18 protein-coding genes are annotated in these 13,653 nt (G+C 61.7%); 10 read left to right on the top strand and 8 right to left on the bottom strand.

The genetic code is table 11. The features are described 5' to 3' along the window. Positions 1–18 precede the first annotated feature (18 nt). A complete protein-coding gene (ggt, locus tag F8N66_RS01510) occupies positions 19–1,746 on the bottom strand; it encodes a gamma-glutamyltransferase (RefSeq protein WP_150768488.1) in 1,728 nt (575 codons plus the stop codon). Positions 1,747–1,892: 146 nt separating this feature from the next. Here ggt and F8N66_RS01505 point away from each other — a divergent pair, with 146 nt between their 5' ends. Further along, positions 1,893–2,414, top strand: coding sequence for a methylated-DNA--[protein]-cysteine S-methyltransferase (locus F8N66_RS01505; protein WP_150768487.1), 522 nt, complete (start codon positions 1,893–1,895; stop codon positions 2,412–2,414). Positions 2,415–2,435: 21 nt separating this feature from the next. Here F8N66_RS01505 and F8N66_RS01500 read toward each other — a convergent pair whose 3' ends face one another. Further along, a complete protein-coding gene (locus tag F8N66_RS01500) occupies positions 2,436–2,873 on the bottom strand; it encodes a hemerythrin domain-containing protein (RefSeq protein WP_150768486.1) in 438 nt (145 codons plus the stop codon). Between the two features lie 146 nt (positions 2,874–3,019). Here F8N66_RS01500 and F8N66_RS01495 point away from each other — a divergent pair, with 146 nt between their 5' ends. Further along, positions 3,020–3,445 (top strand): GNAT family N-acetyltransferase, encoded by a 426-nt coding sequence (locus F8N66_RS01495; protein ID WP_150768485.1) that lies wholly within the window; start codon positions 3,020–3,022, stop codon positions 3,443–3,445. A gap of 147 nt (positions 3,446–3,592) precedes the next feature. Here the strand turns inward: F8N66_RS01495 and F8N66_RS01485 are convergent, their stop codons facing one another. Then, positions 3,593–3,943: a hypothetical protein gene (locus F8N66_RS01485; RefSeq protein WP_150768484.1), complete on the bottom strand. Its 351-nt coding sequence runs from the start codon at positions 3,941–3,943 to the stop codon at positions 3,593–3,595. Between the two features lie 147 nt (positions 3,944–4,090). On the opposite strand from F8N66_RS01485, the gene F8N66_RS01475 reads away from it, so the two are divergent. The 8 genes from F8N66_RS01475 (at position 4,091) to F8N66_RS01440 (ending at position 8,344) form a co-directional block, all read left to right on the top strand. Further along, positions 4,091–4,339: a hypothetical protein gene (locus F8N66_RS01475; RefSeq protein WP_150768483.1), complete on the top strand. Its 249-nt coding sequence runs from the start codon at positions 4,091–4,093 to the stop codon at positions 4,337–4,339. 19 nt (positions 4,340–4,358) lie between these two features. Further along, a complete protein-coding gene (locus tag F8N66_RS01470; RefSeq protein WP_150768482.1) occupies positions 4,359–4,694 on the top strand; it encodes a DUF6388 family protein in 336 nt (111 codons plus the stop codon). Positions 4,695–4,872: 178 nt separating this feature from the next. Continuing rightward, positions 4,873–5,265, top strand: a complete 393-nt coding sequence (gene tusD, locus F8N66_RS01465; protein ID WP_150768481.1) for a sulfurtransferase complex subunit TusD — start codon at positions 4,873–4,875, stop codon at positions 5,263–5,265. Position 5,266: 1 nt separating this feature from the next. Then, on the top strand, positions 5,267–5,629 hold the full coding sequence (gene tusC / locus F8N66_RS01460; protein ID WP_150768480.1) for a sulfurtransferase complex subunit TusC: 363 nt from the start codon (positions 5,267–5,269) through the stop codon (positions 5,627–5,629). Beyond that, complete coding sequence (gene tusB, locus F8N66_RS01455; RefSeq protein WP_150768479.1) at positions 5,629–5,922, top strand: sulfurtransferase complex subunit TusB; 294 nt, start codon at positions 5,629–5,631, stop codon at positions 5,920–5,922. The genes tusC and tusB overlap by 1 nt, the downstream gene beginning before the upstream one ends. After that, positions 5,919–6,254 carry a TusE/DsrC/DsvC family sulfur relay protein gene (locus F8N66_RS01450; protein ID WP_150768478.1) on the top strand — a complete coding sequence of 112 codons (336 nt, stop codon included), beginning with the start codon at positions 5,919–5,921 and terminating at the stop codon, positions 6,252–6,254. Before tusB ends, F8N66_RS01450 begins: the two co-directional genes overlap by 4 nt. Beyond that, positions 6,251–7,252: a glycosyl transferase family protein gene (locus tag F8N66_RS01445; protein WP_150768477.1), complete on the top strand. Its 1,002-nt coding sequence runs from the start codon at positions 6,251–6,253 to the stop codon at positions 7,250–7,252. The genes F8N66_RS01450 and F8N66_RS01445 overlap by 4 nt, the downstream gene beginning before the upstream one ends. Positions 7,253–7,342: 90 nt before the next feature. Continuing rightward, entirely contained in the window at positions 7,343–8,344 is a 1,002-nt protein-coding gene (locus F8N66_RS01440) for a glutathione S-transferase family protein (RefSeq protein ID WP_150768476.1), read from the top strand. A 126-nt stretch (positions 8,345–8,470) separates the two neighbouring features. Here F8N66_RS01440 and cysG read toward each other — a convergent pair whose 3' ends face one another. The 5 genes from cysG to lolA all read right to left on the bottom strand — a co-directional run bounded on the left by cysG (position 8,471) and on the right by lolA (position 13,628). Next, entirely contained in the window at positions 8,471–9,865 is a 1,395-nt protein-coding gene (gene cysG, locus F8N66_RS01435; protein WP_150768475.1) for a siroheme synthase CysG, read from the bottom strand. Next, entirely contained in the window at positions 9,866–11,146 is a 1,281-nt protein-coding gene (serS, locus tag F8N66_RS01430; RefSeq protein ID WP_150768474.1) for a serine--tRNA ligase, read from the bottom strand. 16 nt (positions 11,147–11,162) lie between these two features. Beyond that, a complete protein-coding gene (crcB, locus tag F8N66_RS01425) occupies positions 11,163–11,537 on the bottom strand; it encodes a fluoride efflux transporter CrcB (RefSeq protein ID WP_150768473.1) in 375 nt (124 codons plus the stop codon). Continuing rightward, on the bottom strand, positions 11,537–12,859 hold the full coding sequence (locus F8N66_RS01420; protein WP_150768472.1) for a replication-associated recombination protein A: 1,323 nt from the start codon (positions 12,857–12,859) through the stop codon (positions 11,537–11,539). Before F8N66_RS01420 ends, crcB begins: the two co-directional genes overlap by 1 nt. Positions 12,860–13,004: 145 nt before the next feature. Next, a complete protein-coding gene (gene lolA, locus F8N66_RS01415; protein WP_150768471.1) occupies positions 13,005–13,628 on the bottom strand; it encodes an outer membrane lipoprotein chaperone LolA in 624 nt (207 codons plus the stop codon). Between the last annotated feature and the right edge of the window lie 25 nt (positions 13,629–13,653).

The raw sequence follows: 13,653 nt of genomic DNA, 5'->3' as shown, positions 1-13,653 counted from the left end.
CCCGATTAAACACAACAGTCAGTAACCCAACGACAACCCGGTGTTACGCCGTGGATCGTTGGCACCATAGAAACGGTTCTTGCCCACCGGCTTGCCATCCAGCGAAGGGGCGCCGACCAGGATGGCGGCCAGGTGGTTGGCATCCTGGGGCCCGGCAAACTTGTGGCCCCAGCTTTCGAGGATCTTCACCGTGTCCGGGCTGGTGGTGAAGGTCTCCAGGTTGGTTTCCTCCGGCAGCCATTGCTGGTGGAAACGTGGCGCATCGACCGCTTCCTGGATGTTCATGCCGTAGTCGATGACATTGAGCATGGTCAGCAAGGTGGCGGTGATGATGCGACTGCCGCCGGGAGTGCCGACCACCATTACCACTTTGCCGTCCTTGGTGACGATGGTCGGGCTCATGGACGACAGCGGTGCCTTGCCGGGCGCGATGGCGTTGGCCTCGCCCTGCACCAGGCCGTACATGTTCGGCACGCCGATCTTCGAGGTGAAGTCGTCCATTTCATCGTTGAGGATGACCCCGGTCTTGCTGGCCATGACTCCGGCACCGAACCAGTCGTTGAGGGTGTAGGTCACCGACACCGCGTTGCCCCATTTGTCGACGATGGAGTAATGGGTGGTGTTGCTGCCTTCATGGGGCGCCACGCCAGGCTTGAGATCCTTGGACACGCCGGCCTTTTGCGGCTGTATGGCTTCACGCAGCTTGGTGGCGTAGTTTTTATCGAGCAGGTGGGCAATCGGGTTCTTCACGAAATCCGGGTCGCCCAGGTAGCTGTTGCGATCGACATAGGCGTGACGCATGGCTTCGATCTGGTAGTGCATGCCCTGGGCCGAGTGATAGCCCAGGTCTTTCATCGGGTAGCCTTCGAGGATGTTCATGATCTGGCAGATCACCACGCCGCCAGAGCTCGGTGGTGGCGCCGAGACCACATGATAGCCGCGGTAGTCGCATTCGATCGGCGCCAGTTCGCGGGTCTTGTACTTGTCGAGGTCGGCCTGGGTGATCATGCCCTTGTTGGCCTGGCTAGACGTGACGATGGCGTCGGCCACCCAGCCTTTATAAAAACCGTCGGCGCCCTTCTCGGAGATTTCCCGCAGGGTTTTGCCGAGGTCTTTCTGCACCAGTTTCTGCCCGACCTGCATTGGCTCGCCGTTGCTCAGGAAGATCGCGCCGGAGTCCTTGATGTCCTTCTTGAACACGTCGGTGGCGTACTCCAGCAATTCGACATCGCCCTGCTCCAGCACGAAGCCGTCTTCGGCGAGTTTGATCGCCGGCGCGATCACCTCCTTGCGGGGCTTGGTGCCGTATTTGCTCAGGGCCAGTTCCATCCCGGACACGGTGCCTGGCACCCCTACGGCCAGGTGGCCACGGGTGCTCAAGTCGGGAATAACGTTGCCCGCCTTGTCCAGGTACATGTCGGCGGTGGCGGCCAGCGGGGCTTTTTCACGGAAGTCGAGGAAGGTCTTGCGCCCGTCGGCCAGTTGAATGGTCATGAAACCGCCGCCGCCCAGGTTGCCCGCCGCCGGGTACACCACCGCCAGCGCATACCCCACCGCGACCGCGGCATCGACCGCGTTGCCGCCGTTCTTGAGCACATCCACGCCAACATGGCTGGCCAGGTGCTGCGCCGTGACCACCATGCCGTTCTCGGCCGCGACCGGGGCCACGGAGGCCGCATGGGCCATCAGGCAGCTGAGCGCCAGGGAGGTCGCTATCAGCGATTTGGCAAAAGGTTCGTACTTCATGAGTCGGTCTCTTTTTGTTTTAGGGCTCTGTCAAAACAGAGGGAACGCTTCAAGAGCAGTACGAAGTATGGTCAAGATTGCGTATTGCGCCTCCCCGGCGAGGCAGTATCCTTAACACCTGTTCAACAATTCGGCGCGGCTTCGGCATGACTTATACCTGCATCACCATGGTCTCCCCGGTCGGCGAGTTGACGCTGGTCGCCAATGACGCACGACTGGCAGCCATCCTCTGGGAAAACGACAAACCCGGGCGGGTGCGCCTGGGTCCCATGAGCGAAGCGCCGGACAATCCTGTTCTAGTGCGCGCTGCCGAACAACTGCGCGAATACTTTGCCGGCACGCGCCAGCGGTTTGATCTGGAGCTGGACTTTGCCGGCACGGACTTTCAGAAGAAGGTCTGGGCCGCGTTGCTGACCATTCCGTTTGGCGAGACGCGCAGCTACAGCCAGATCGCCGAACAGATCGGCCACCCGAGCGCGGTGCGGGCGGTGGGGGCGGCGAACGGCAGGAATCCCATCTCGATCATTGCGCCCTGTCATCGGGTGATCGGCGCCTCGGGCAAGCTCACCGGGTTTGCCGGCGGGCTTGAGGCCAAGGAATTGTTGCTCACACTTGAAGGGGGCGATTGGTCGGAAGTTGGCAGGACGGGGGATTTGTTTTCAAGTTAACGCCCCCTGCAGGAGCAACCCTCAGGAAATCTGCGCCTTGTATTCCTTCTCGTACTGACTCGCCAGCGACTCCTTCTGTTTATCGTCGAGCAGCTTGCCGGCCATCTGGAAGAATTTCTGCTCTTCCTCCTTGAGATGGTGATGGACCTTTTCGGAGAGTTTCTTCGCGGTCGCCAGCCAGGCCGGGCTGGACATTTCGGTCTCGTCCAGCTCTTCCATCATTTCGTCCATTTCATGATGCTCGGCAATCGCATGGCGACTGAGGTCGACACCGTTGTCGAGTTCCATCAGCGGGATGTAGAAATAACGTTCTTCAGCGGTCTCGTGGGCCTGCAGTTCGGACTTGAGCTGTTGGTACGCCTCGACCCGCTCGGGGGTGTCGCCGCTGGTCTTGATCAGCGCTTTGGCATAGGTACGCTGGCGTTCGTGGCTTTCGCGCAAGGCTTCGAAAATATTCACGGAGTGTCCTCATGGGCCGCGTTCTGGAATGACGCTTCTTGAGGCTAGACATCTGCGCGCGGGCGACGGTTCCACATTTGCCGGGGGGATGGATCAATCGCCATGACCCGGATAGTCTGCGACTTCACTGCCATAAGGACATTGCCATGACCCTGCGTATCGAGTTCTCGCCAAACCCCACGGAAGAAGAACGCCAGGCCATCCTGCTGCCGCTGCGCGCCTACAACGCTTCGAAGGCCGACGGCGCCATACCCGAGAGCATCGCGCTACTGGTCCGCGACGAAAACGACGAGATCCTCGGCGGTCTGTACGCCAAGTTGTTTTATCAGTGGCTGTTCATCGACCTGCTGTCGGTGCCGGAACAGGCTCGGGGACAAGGCATGGGCACGAAGCTGATGCAGATGGCCGAAGACCTGGCGCGGGAGAGAAAATGCGTAGGGCTGTGGCTCGATACCTTTTCGTTCCAGGCACCGGAGTTCTACAAAAAATGCGGCTACAGCGAGATCGGGCACATCGCCGACTACCCGCCGGGGCACAAACATTTCTTCTTTCAGAAGCGATTGAGCGACTGATCATTACGCAAAGTGTGTAATCAACACGACCCCGAGTGGGAGCGGGCTTGCTCGCGAACGCAGTGTGTCAGTCGAGATCGGTATTGACTGATTCACCGCTTTCGCGAGCAAGCCCGCTCCCACAGGGGATTGCGTTAGCCCTTCAAATCACAGGCACGTCGCCAGCGCCGCCAGCCGGCGCTTGGCGACGAAGTCGTCCTGCTGCGCGTAGTAGCTCAGCACGGTCCCGGACGCATCGGTGGTCACATCCACGAAGGACTCCGCCGAACGCGTGTACACCGTTGTACCGCCCTTCTCCCCCGGCTGCAGATAGCCGCTGGCATCGACACCGAACACCGCTTCGTCCTGCCAGGAAAACTGCACGCACTGGGCCACGACTTTTTCCGGTTTGTCCGAGTTGAGAGTCTTGTACGGGGGTTTGCTGCGGGCGTCGCTCATCACCGAGCCGGCACAACCGGCTAGCAACGTGACGGCCAGCGCCACCATCAGAATTCGCATTGCATTCGCTCATCGGGAAAAAGCGGACTGTATCACCCCGACAGCCCGTGTCGTTCTGCTTTACTTCATTTATACCGCGACATCGCGCCACGATTCGCGCACCCTGTCGCCCCCCTGCGCCGCTTCAACTTTCTTTCTGGAAACCTGATGACCCCCAACGCCGAGTTTTACAAACCGACCACTGAATATGCCGACAAGCTGATCAGCCAGATCGGCCAGACGCCTTCCTGGATCGCCAAGCGAATCGGCGTCACCGACAAGCGCATTCGCTACATCCTCGACGGCGAAAGAACCGTCAAGGGTGAAACCACGCCGATTCAGATGACCTACACCGAGCAGTTTGCCCTGGAATGCCTGGCGGCTGCGGCCAAGGCTGCCAAGAAGCAGTCTGCGTAATCCCTCTCAAGGAGCGACCATGGCGGCATCCGAGCTGCAACACGAACAGGCCCTGAAAAGATTTCTCGATGAGCGTCCCGGGCTGCGCGTCGAGCTGGACAACCTGAACCCGCTGCTCGCCCAGGCCAAGGGCGAAACCGTCGCACAGTTTCGCGACGAGCGATTGCACGAAGCCTTCGAGGCCGAAGCCGAGCGCCTTGGCCTGTTTGCCTGGGAATTGACGCTGCAACTGACCGCCGTCACGCCTGAGGACTACGAGGCCCAGCGCCTGGAAGTGCACAGGGAAGTGGCCGAGATGGCCGGGATGGAATGGCTGGAATATTGCGAATTGTATGGGTTGGCCAAGTCATCCTGATGATTGATGCGCCAGACAGTCCGCCTTCGCGAGCAAGCCCGCTCCCACATGGGAATGCATTTCAAATGTGGGAGCGGGCTTGCTCGCGAAGGGGGTGCCCCAGTCTTCTGTCAAACCCCCTTCGCCGCCCCGCCGATAAAGCTTTATCATGGCCGCAGTTTCACTGATCGAGTCTGTCATGAAGTTCGCCATCGCCGTGTTTTCCGCCGCCCATGCGCCCTCCTCGCGCCGTGCCTTGCTGTTTGCCCAGGCCGCGCTGGCCGGTGGGCATGAGATTGTCCGGCTGTTTTTCTACCAGGATGGCGTCTACAACGCGTCCGCCAGCGTGGTGACGCCACAGGATGAGCTGGATTTGCCCAGGCAATGGCGCGCCTTTGTCAGCGAACATCAACTGGATGGCGTGGTGTGCATCGCCGCCGCCCTGCGCCGGGGTGTGCTGAACGAGGAAGAAGCGCGGCGCTATCAACGCGACGCGGTCGCCGTCGGCGCGCCGTGGGAGCTGTCCGGCCTCGGCCAGTTGCATGACGCGGCGCAGGACGCCGACCGCCTGATCTGTTTTGGAGGCGCGTGAGATGGCCAAATCCCTGTTGATTATCAGCCGCCAATCCCCGTGGTCCGGACCCGGTGCGCGGGAAGCACTGGACATCGTGCTGGCCGGCGGCGCCTTCGACCTGCCGATCGGCCTGCTGTTTCTCGATGACGGTGTGTTTCAGCTCGCCGCCAAACAGGACGCCAAGGCCCTGCAACAGAAAGACCTGAGCGCCAACTTGCAGGCCCTGCCGATGTTTGGCGTCGAAGAACTGTTTGTCTGCGCCGAAAGCGTGGCACAGCGTGGCCTGGACTCAAATGCGCTGTCACTGGAAGACGCCCGGGCGCTGAGCGCCCAGGAAATCACTGCACTCATTGACCGTTACGACCAGGTGATCACCCTCTGATGTCGACTTTGCATGTGTTGTCTCATTCCCCCTTCGGCGACGACCGCCTGACCAGTTGCCTGCGCGTGATCGGTGCCGACGATGCGCTGCTGCTGTGCGGTGACGCCGTCTACGCCTTGCAACCAGGCACCGCGCCGTTCACCACGCTGCAAGCTCGCGGCCTGAAACTCTACGCCCTGGACGAAGACGCCCGGGCACGGGCCATCGCGATTGCGGATTGGGCCGAGGCCGTGGATTATCCGGCCTTCGTCGAACTGTCGGTTCACCATGACAAGGTCAACAGCTGGTTATGAATGTATTGACCGTCGGCGCACGCGCCATCGAATTGGACAAGGACGGTTTCCTGGTCGAGCTGAGTGACTGGTCGACCGACGTCGCCAGCGCCCTGGCCGCCGCCGAAGACATCGAGCTGAGCCCCGAACACTGGGAAATCCTCGACCTGCTGCGCCGTTTCTACGCCGAATTCCAGCTGTCGCCGGCCACCCGCCCACTGATCAAGTACACCGCCTTGAAGCTCGGCCCGGACAAAGGCAACAGCCTGCACCTGAACCGACTGTTCAAAGGCACCCCCGCCAAACTCGCCGCGAAACTGGCGGGCCTGCCCAAACCGACGAATTGCTTATGACCGACTACCCCGCGTTGACCCTCGAAACGCCCGCCGAACACCCGTTCGCCCAGTTCGTGCGCATCCTCGGCAAAGGCAAGCGCGGCGCCCGCGACCTGACCCGCGACGAAGCCCGCCAGGCCATGGGCATGGTGCTCGACGAACAGGTCGAGGACACCCAGCTCGGTGCGTTCCTGATGCTGTTGCGGCACAAGGAAGAAAGCGCCGAGGAAATGGCCGGTTTCACCGAGGCCCTGCGCGAGCGTTTGCAGGCCCCGGCCTTGAAGGTCGATCTGGACTGGCCGACTTATGCCGGCAAGAAGCGTCACCTGCCGTGGTATCTGCTGGCGGCCAAGTGCCTGGCACAGAACGGCATACGGATTTTCATGCATGGCGGCGGCGCACACACGGCGGGTCGGCTATATAGCGAGCAATTGCTGGACGCGCTGCAGATCCCGCTGTGCCGCAACTGGCAACAGGCCGGTGCGGCGCTGGATAACGGCGGCCTGGCCTTCATGCCGCTGGTGGACTGGGCGCCACAACTGCAACGCATGATTGACCTGCGCAACACCCTGGGCCTGCGCTCGCCGATCCACTCCCTGGCACGGATTCTCAACCCGCTGGGTGCCCGTTGCGGCCTGCAAAGCATTTTCCACCCCGGCTACCAGGCGGTGCATCGTGATGCCAGCGGCCTGCTCGGCGACAACGCGATCGTGGTCAAGGGCGACGGCGGCGAGATCGAGATCAACCCGGACGCCGACAGCCATCTGTACGGCACCACGGGCGGCGCAAGCTGGGACGAGGAATGGCCGCAACTGTCGAGCCAGCGCCACGTGAAACCCGCTTCGTTGGAGATCGAACACCTGAAAGCCGTCTGGCGCGGCGATGTAGTCGACAGCTATCCGCAAATGGCCCTGATTTCCACCATGGCCCTGGCCCTGCGTGGTCTCGGCCAGCCCCGCGAGCAAGCGTTCGAAACCGCCCAGCAATACTGGGACGCGCGAGACAAATCGATTTAATCGATAATGACTCTTCAGTATTTGCGCTTTTTTATCGAACCTATAGGAATAGACTCCTCTCCAACGCTTATCGGTTGAGGAGTTTCGGACATGGGTTTGCTAGTCGAAGGTCAATGGCAGGACAAGTGGTACGAAAGCAGCAAGGACGGCGCGTTCCAGCGTGAACAGGCGCAACGGCGCAACTGGGTCACCGCCGACGGCCAACCCGGCCCGAGTGGTGTCGGTGGCTTTGCGGCCGAGGCCGGCCGCTATCACCTCTACGTATCCCTCGCCTGTCCGTGGGCCCATCGCACGCTGATCCTGCGCAAACTCAAGGGCCTGGAAAGCCTGATCGACGTGTCGGTGGTCAGTTGGCTGATGCTGGAAAACGGCTGGACCTTCGACAAGGCACTGGGCTCCACCGGCGACCAGCTCGATCACTTCGACTTCATGCATCAGCGCTACACCGCCGACACCGCCGACTACACCGGCCGCGTCACCGTGCCGGTGCTTTGGGACACACAGCAGAATCGCATCGTCAGCAATGAATCGGCGGAAATCATCCGCATGTTCAACAGCGCTTTCGATGACTTGACCGGTAATGATCTGGACTTCTACCCGCAAGCGCTGCGGGCCGAGATCGACGCGCTGAACGAGCGGATTTACCCGGCGGTAAACAACGGTGTTTATCGTGCAGGGTTTGCCACGTCACAGCAGGCTTATGAAGAAGCCTTCGATGACGTGTTTGCGGAACTGGATCATCTGGAAGCGTTGCTGGGTGCCAATCGTTACCTGGCAGGCGAATACCTGACGGAAGCGGACATCCGCCTGTTCACCACACTGATTCGTTTTGATGCGGTGTACCACGGCCACTTCAAGTGCAACCTGCGGCGGATTGCCGATTATCCGAACCTGTCGAACTGGCTGCGGGAAATGTACCAGTGGCCGGGGATTGCCGGGACCGTGGATTTCGAACACATCAAGAACCACTACTACGGCAGCCACAAGACCATCAACCCGACCGGTGTCGTGCCGAAAGGGCCGGTGCAGGATTTTACGGCACCCCATGATCGGGCGCGGTTGAGCGGGAAAGGGGTTTGGCGCAGGGTTTAAGACTGTCGCAGGTTTTGAGGGCCTCTTCGCGAGCAAGCCCGCTCCCACATTTTTGACCGCGTTCTAACTCAAGAATACGGTCAAAAAGTGGGAGCGGGCTTGCTCGCGAAGGGGACGACTCGGTTTCTAGACCTGCCCCTGAGCCCCTTCAAACCACGCCAGCTTCTCGCGCAGTTGCACCACTTCCCCCACGATCACCAGCGTCGGCGCATGCACTTCATGCTCCGCCACCAGTGTGGGCAGGTCCGCCAAAGTGCCGGTAAACACCCGCTGATTGACGGTGGTGCCCTGCTGGATCAGCGCCGCCGGGGTATCCGCGCCGCGACCATGCCTGATCAGCTGTTCACAGATGATCGGCAAGCCCACCAGGCCCATGTAGAACACCAGGGTTTGCGCCGGGGCCACCAGATCCGCCCACGGCAGATCGGTCGTACCGTCCTTGAGGTGACCGGTGACGAACCTTACAGACTGCGCGTAATCGCGGTGGGTCAGCGGAATCCCGGCATACGCCGCGCAACCGCTTGCCGCCGTGATACCCGGCACCACCTGGAACGGGATGCCATGGGCCGCCAGTTCCTCGATCTCTTCCCCGCCACGGCCGAAGATGAACGGATCACCGCCCTTCAACCGCACCACGCGCTTGCCCTGCATTGCCAGATCCACCAATTGCTGGTTGATCTGGTCCTGCGGCACCGCATGGTCGGCACGACGCTTGCCGACGTACACCCGCTCGGCATCGCGACGGCACAGCTCAAGGATCGCCGGCGCCACCAGACGGTCATACAGCACCACGTCGGCTTGCTGCATCAGGCGCAAGGCGCGGAAGGTCAGCAAGTCCGGATCACCGGGACCTGCGCCCACCAGATACACCTCGCCGGTCGCCACCGGCGCTTCGCCATCGACCTTGGCCTGCAACAGACGCTCGGCTTCGGCGCCCTGCCCGGCCAATTGCCGGTCGGCGATCGGGCCCTGGAACACGTCTTCCCAGAACGCGCGACGCTGCTGCACATCCGGGAACAGGCTTTTCACCTGATTGCGGAAACGCGCCGCGAGACCGGCCAGTTGGCCGTAGGTGGAAGGAATCCAGGTTTCGATCTTGGCGCGAATCAAGCGCGCCAGCACCGGCGCATCGCCGCCGCTGGACACGGCAATGATCAACGGCGAACGGTCGACGATCGCCGGGAAGATCACGCTGCACAGGGCCGGCGCATCCACCACGTTGACCGGCACGCAACGCCGATGGGCATCGGCGGAGACTTGTGCGTTCAGCGCTTCGTCATCGGTGGCGGCGATGATCAGCCCGCAACCCTCGAGATCCGCCTCGACGTAACCGCGCACCACGCACTCGCCGCCGCTGGCGGCAACCAGTTCACGTAGTTGCTGTTCGATTTCAGGTGCGACCACCCGCAGCAGCGCACCGGCATCGGCCAGCAGGCGGGATTTGCGCAAGGCAATCTCCCCCCCACCGACAACCAACACACGACTGCCGCGCAGGTTATGGAACAGCGGCAGATATTTCATTTAGCCGATGACCTCAAGGCCACCCATGTACGGCTTGAGCACGTCCGGCACACGGATCGAACCGTCGGCCTGCTGGTAGTTCTCCAACACCGCCACCAGGGTACGACCGACCGCCAGGCCGGAACCGTTGAGGGTGTGTACCAGCTCCGGCTTGCCGGTTTCCGGGTTGCGGAAACGCGCTTGCATGCGACGGGCCTGGAAGTCGCCGCAGTTGGAGCACGACGAGATTTCACGGTACTTGTCCTGGCTCGGAATCCACACTTCCAGGTCGTAGGTCTTGACGGCGCTGAAGCCCATGTCACCGGTGCACAGCGCCAGGGTGCGGTAAGGCAATTGCAGCAGCTGCAGGACTTTCTCGGCGTTGGCGGTCAGGCCCTCCAACGCTTCCATGGAAGTCGACGGCTCGACGATCTGGACCATCTCGACCTTGTCGAACTGGTGCTGGCGAATCATGCCGCGGGTATCGCGACCCGACGCGCCGGCTTCGCTGCGGAAGCACGGCGTGTGGGCGACGAACTTGATCGGCAGCAGTTTCGAATCGACGATTTCGCCTGCGACGATGTTGGTCAGGGACACTTCGGCGGTCGGGATCAGGTACAGGTCGGCTTCGCCTTCGCGAGCGATCTTGAACAGGTCTTCCTCGAACTTCGGCAACTGGCCGGTGCCTTGCAGCGCCGGGGCCTGGACCAGATAAGGCGTGTAGGCCTCTTCGTAGCCGTGCTCGGTGACGTGCAGGTTGATCATGAACTGCGCCAGGGCGCGGTGCAGACGGGCAATCGGGCCGCGCAACAGGGCGAAACGCGCACCGGACAGCTTGGCGGCGGTTTCGAAGTCCAGCCAGCCGAACTTCTCGCCCAGGGCAACGTGGTCCTGGACCGGGAAATCGAAGACCGTCGGCGTGCCCCAGCGGCGCACTTCAACGTTGCCGTCTTCGTCTTCACCGACCGGCACCGATTCGTGCGGCAGGTTGGGGATGCCCAGCAGGATCGAATCCAGTTCGGTCTGGATCGCGTCCAGTTCGGTCTTACCGCAAGCCAACTCGCCCGCCATGCGCTCGACGTCCGCCATCAACGGCGCGATGTCTTCGCCGCGCTGCTTGGCCTGACCGATGGACTTGGAACGCGCATTACGCTCAGCCTGCAGTGCTTCGGTGCGGGTCTGGACGGTCTTGCGCTGTTCTTCCAGCGCTTCGATGCGCGCGACATCCAGGGCAAAGCCGCGGGATGCCAGGCGGTCCGCTACGTCCTGAAGGTTGCTACGTAACAGTTTGGAATCGAGCATGTCGGTCTCTCGTTTATCAAAGTTTGGTCAAGGACAGGCCAGCCCAGGTGGCGAGCAGCCCGCCGAATACGCTGATGGCCAGATAACCGAAGGCTATCAGTGCCTGCCCGCTTTCCAGCAGGCGCAGCGTATCCAGTGAAAAGGATGAAAAGGTCGTCAGACCCCCTACGAAACCCACAATCAGGCCGGCGCGAATTTCGATCGGCACTTCAGGGCGTGTCAGAAACAGCCCGTACAGCACGCCGATGATCAGGCAGCCCACCAGATTGACAGCCAGGGTCGCCGTATAAAAATGCCGGGGCCAATGGGCGTTGACCCAGTTGCCGGTGGCGAAACGCAGTAATGTACCAGCGATGCCGGCCACGGACACCGCAAGAATAGTCTGAATCACTACTTTCTCCGCTGCCGGGGGCTTAAACGATCGAGTTGCGCCAAATGATTGAGCTTTTCACCGATCTTCATCTCCAGGCCGCGGGGCACGGGCTGATAGAACGGAATCGGGTCGAGCTCTTCAGGGAAGTAATCTTCGCCGGCGGCATAGGCGTCCGGCTCGTCGTGGGCGTAACGGTATTCGTCGCCGTAGCCCAATTGCTTCATCAGCTTGGTCGGGGCATTGCGCAGGTGCAGCGGCACTTCCAGCGAGCCGTGCTCGGCAGCGCTGCGCAGCGCGGCCTTGAAGCCCATGTACACCGCGTTGCTTTTCGGCGCGCAGGCCAGGTACGTAATGGCCTGGGCCACCGCAAGTTCGCCTTCGGGGCTGCCGAGTCGTTCCTGCACTTCCCACGCCGCCAGGCACAGGCTCAGGGCGCGGGGATCGGCGTTGCCGATGTCTTCGCTGGCCATGCGCACCACGCGCCGGGCCAGGTACAGCGGATCGCAACCGCCGTCGATCATCCGCGCGAACCAGTACAACGCGCCGTCGGGGTTGGACCCGCGCACCGATTTGTGCAGTGCGGATATCTGGTCGTAGAACGCTTCGCCACCCTTGTCGAAACGGCGGCGGGTATCACCCAGCAGGCTTTGCAGCAGCTCGACGCCGATCTCACTGTGGTCTTCGGCCAGGTCCGAGGCGTTTTCCAGCAAATTCAACAGACGCCGGCCATCCCCGTCGGCGGCGGACAGCAGCATCTGGAAACCTTCATCGCTGAGGCTCAGGTGACGCTTGCCCAGGCCGCGCTCTTCGGTCAGCGCGCGATGCACCAGTTTGCGCAGGGCGGTTTCGTCGAGGCTTTTGAGTACATAGACGCGGGCGCGGGACAACAAGGCGTTATTGAGTTCGAAGGACGGGTTTTCGGTGGTGGCGCCGATGAAAATCAGCGTGCCGTCCTCGACGTAGGGCAGGAACGCATCCTGCTGTGACTTGTTGAAACGGTGCACTTCGTCGACGAACAGGATCGTGCGCCGACCGTACTGCGCCGCTTGCTGCTTGGCGATTTCCACCGCCTGACGGATCTCCTTGACCCCCGCCAGCACCGCCGACACCGTCTCGAAATGCGCCTCCGAAACTTCCGCCAGCAACCGCGCCAGCGTGGTCTTGCCCACACCCGGCGGCCCCCAGAAAATCATCGAGTGCAGGGCACCCTGCTCCAGGGCTTCGCGCAAAGGTTTGCCGCGAGCGAGCACGTGCTCCTGACCGACGTACTCATCCAGGTTGGCCGCACGCAAGCGGGCGGCCAGGGGTTGAGCGATCGGGGTGCTGCGAAACAGGTCCATCACTGCTGTTGAAACCTCACGGGGTTCTGGTGCTGGTCAGATCCCTGTGGGAGCGGGCTTGCTCGCGAATGCGCAGTGTCAGTCAACCTGGTGGTATCTGACACTGCGCATTCGCGAGCAAGCCCGCTCCCACAGGGTTTACGGCTTATTCCTGGATCACGTCCGCACCCTTGGGGATGTCGAACTTGAACTTGGACGCCGGGATCGGCTCGTTGGCCTTCACCCCGGTGAACAGGATGTTGGTGCGCTGGCCGACGCTGTCGATCAGCTGCATATCATTGACCAGGCCGTTGCGGAACGACAGGCGCAGGCTGTCGAACAGGGTGTCCTTGGTTTTAGGCTTCAGGGTGAAGTCGATCACGCCCCCGGCTTCCTTGGCGCTGATATCGAAGCTCTGGCTGATCTTGGACACGTCACCGGACAACAGCAGCGCCGGCGTCTGGGTCAGGCGTTGATCGAGGTTCTTGATGGTGACTTGCTCCAGGTCCGGGTCCCACAGGGAGACCTTCTTGCCATCGGACACCATCAGTTGCTCCTGCGGTGCATCGGTGTGCCAGTAGAACAACCCCGGACGTTGCAGCGACATCTGGCCGGCGGTTTCCTGCAACTGGGTGCCGGTGCCATCAAGGGTCAACTGGGAAAAGCGTGCGCTCAGGGTCTGGGATTTTTCCAGCAATTGAGTCAGGCGCGCCACGTCCTTGTCATCGGCGTGGGCCGAAAGCGTGGTCAAAGCCAGTACCGGCAGCAACAGCATGCGGATAAGACGCATGGGAGTCCTCATAACATTCGTGGGA

Origin of the sequence: Pseudomonas fluorescens (assembly GCF_902498195.1) — a bacterium.
Taxonomy (GTDB): Bacteria; Pseudomonadota; Gammaproteobacteria; order Pseudomonadales; family Pseudomonadaceae; genus Aquipseudomonas; species Aquipseudomonas fluorescens_BU.
The sequence above is the reverse complement of the archived record's forward strand: the minus strand, read 5'-3'. Positions and strand labels throughout refer to the sequence as shown.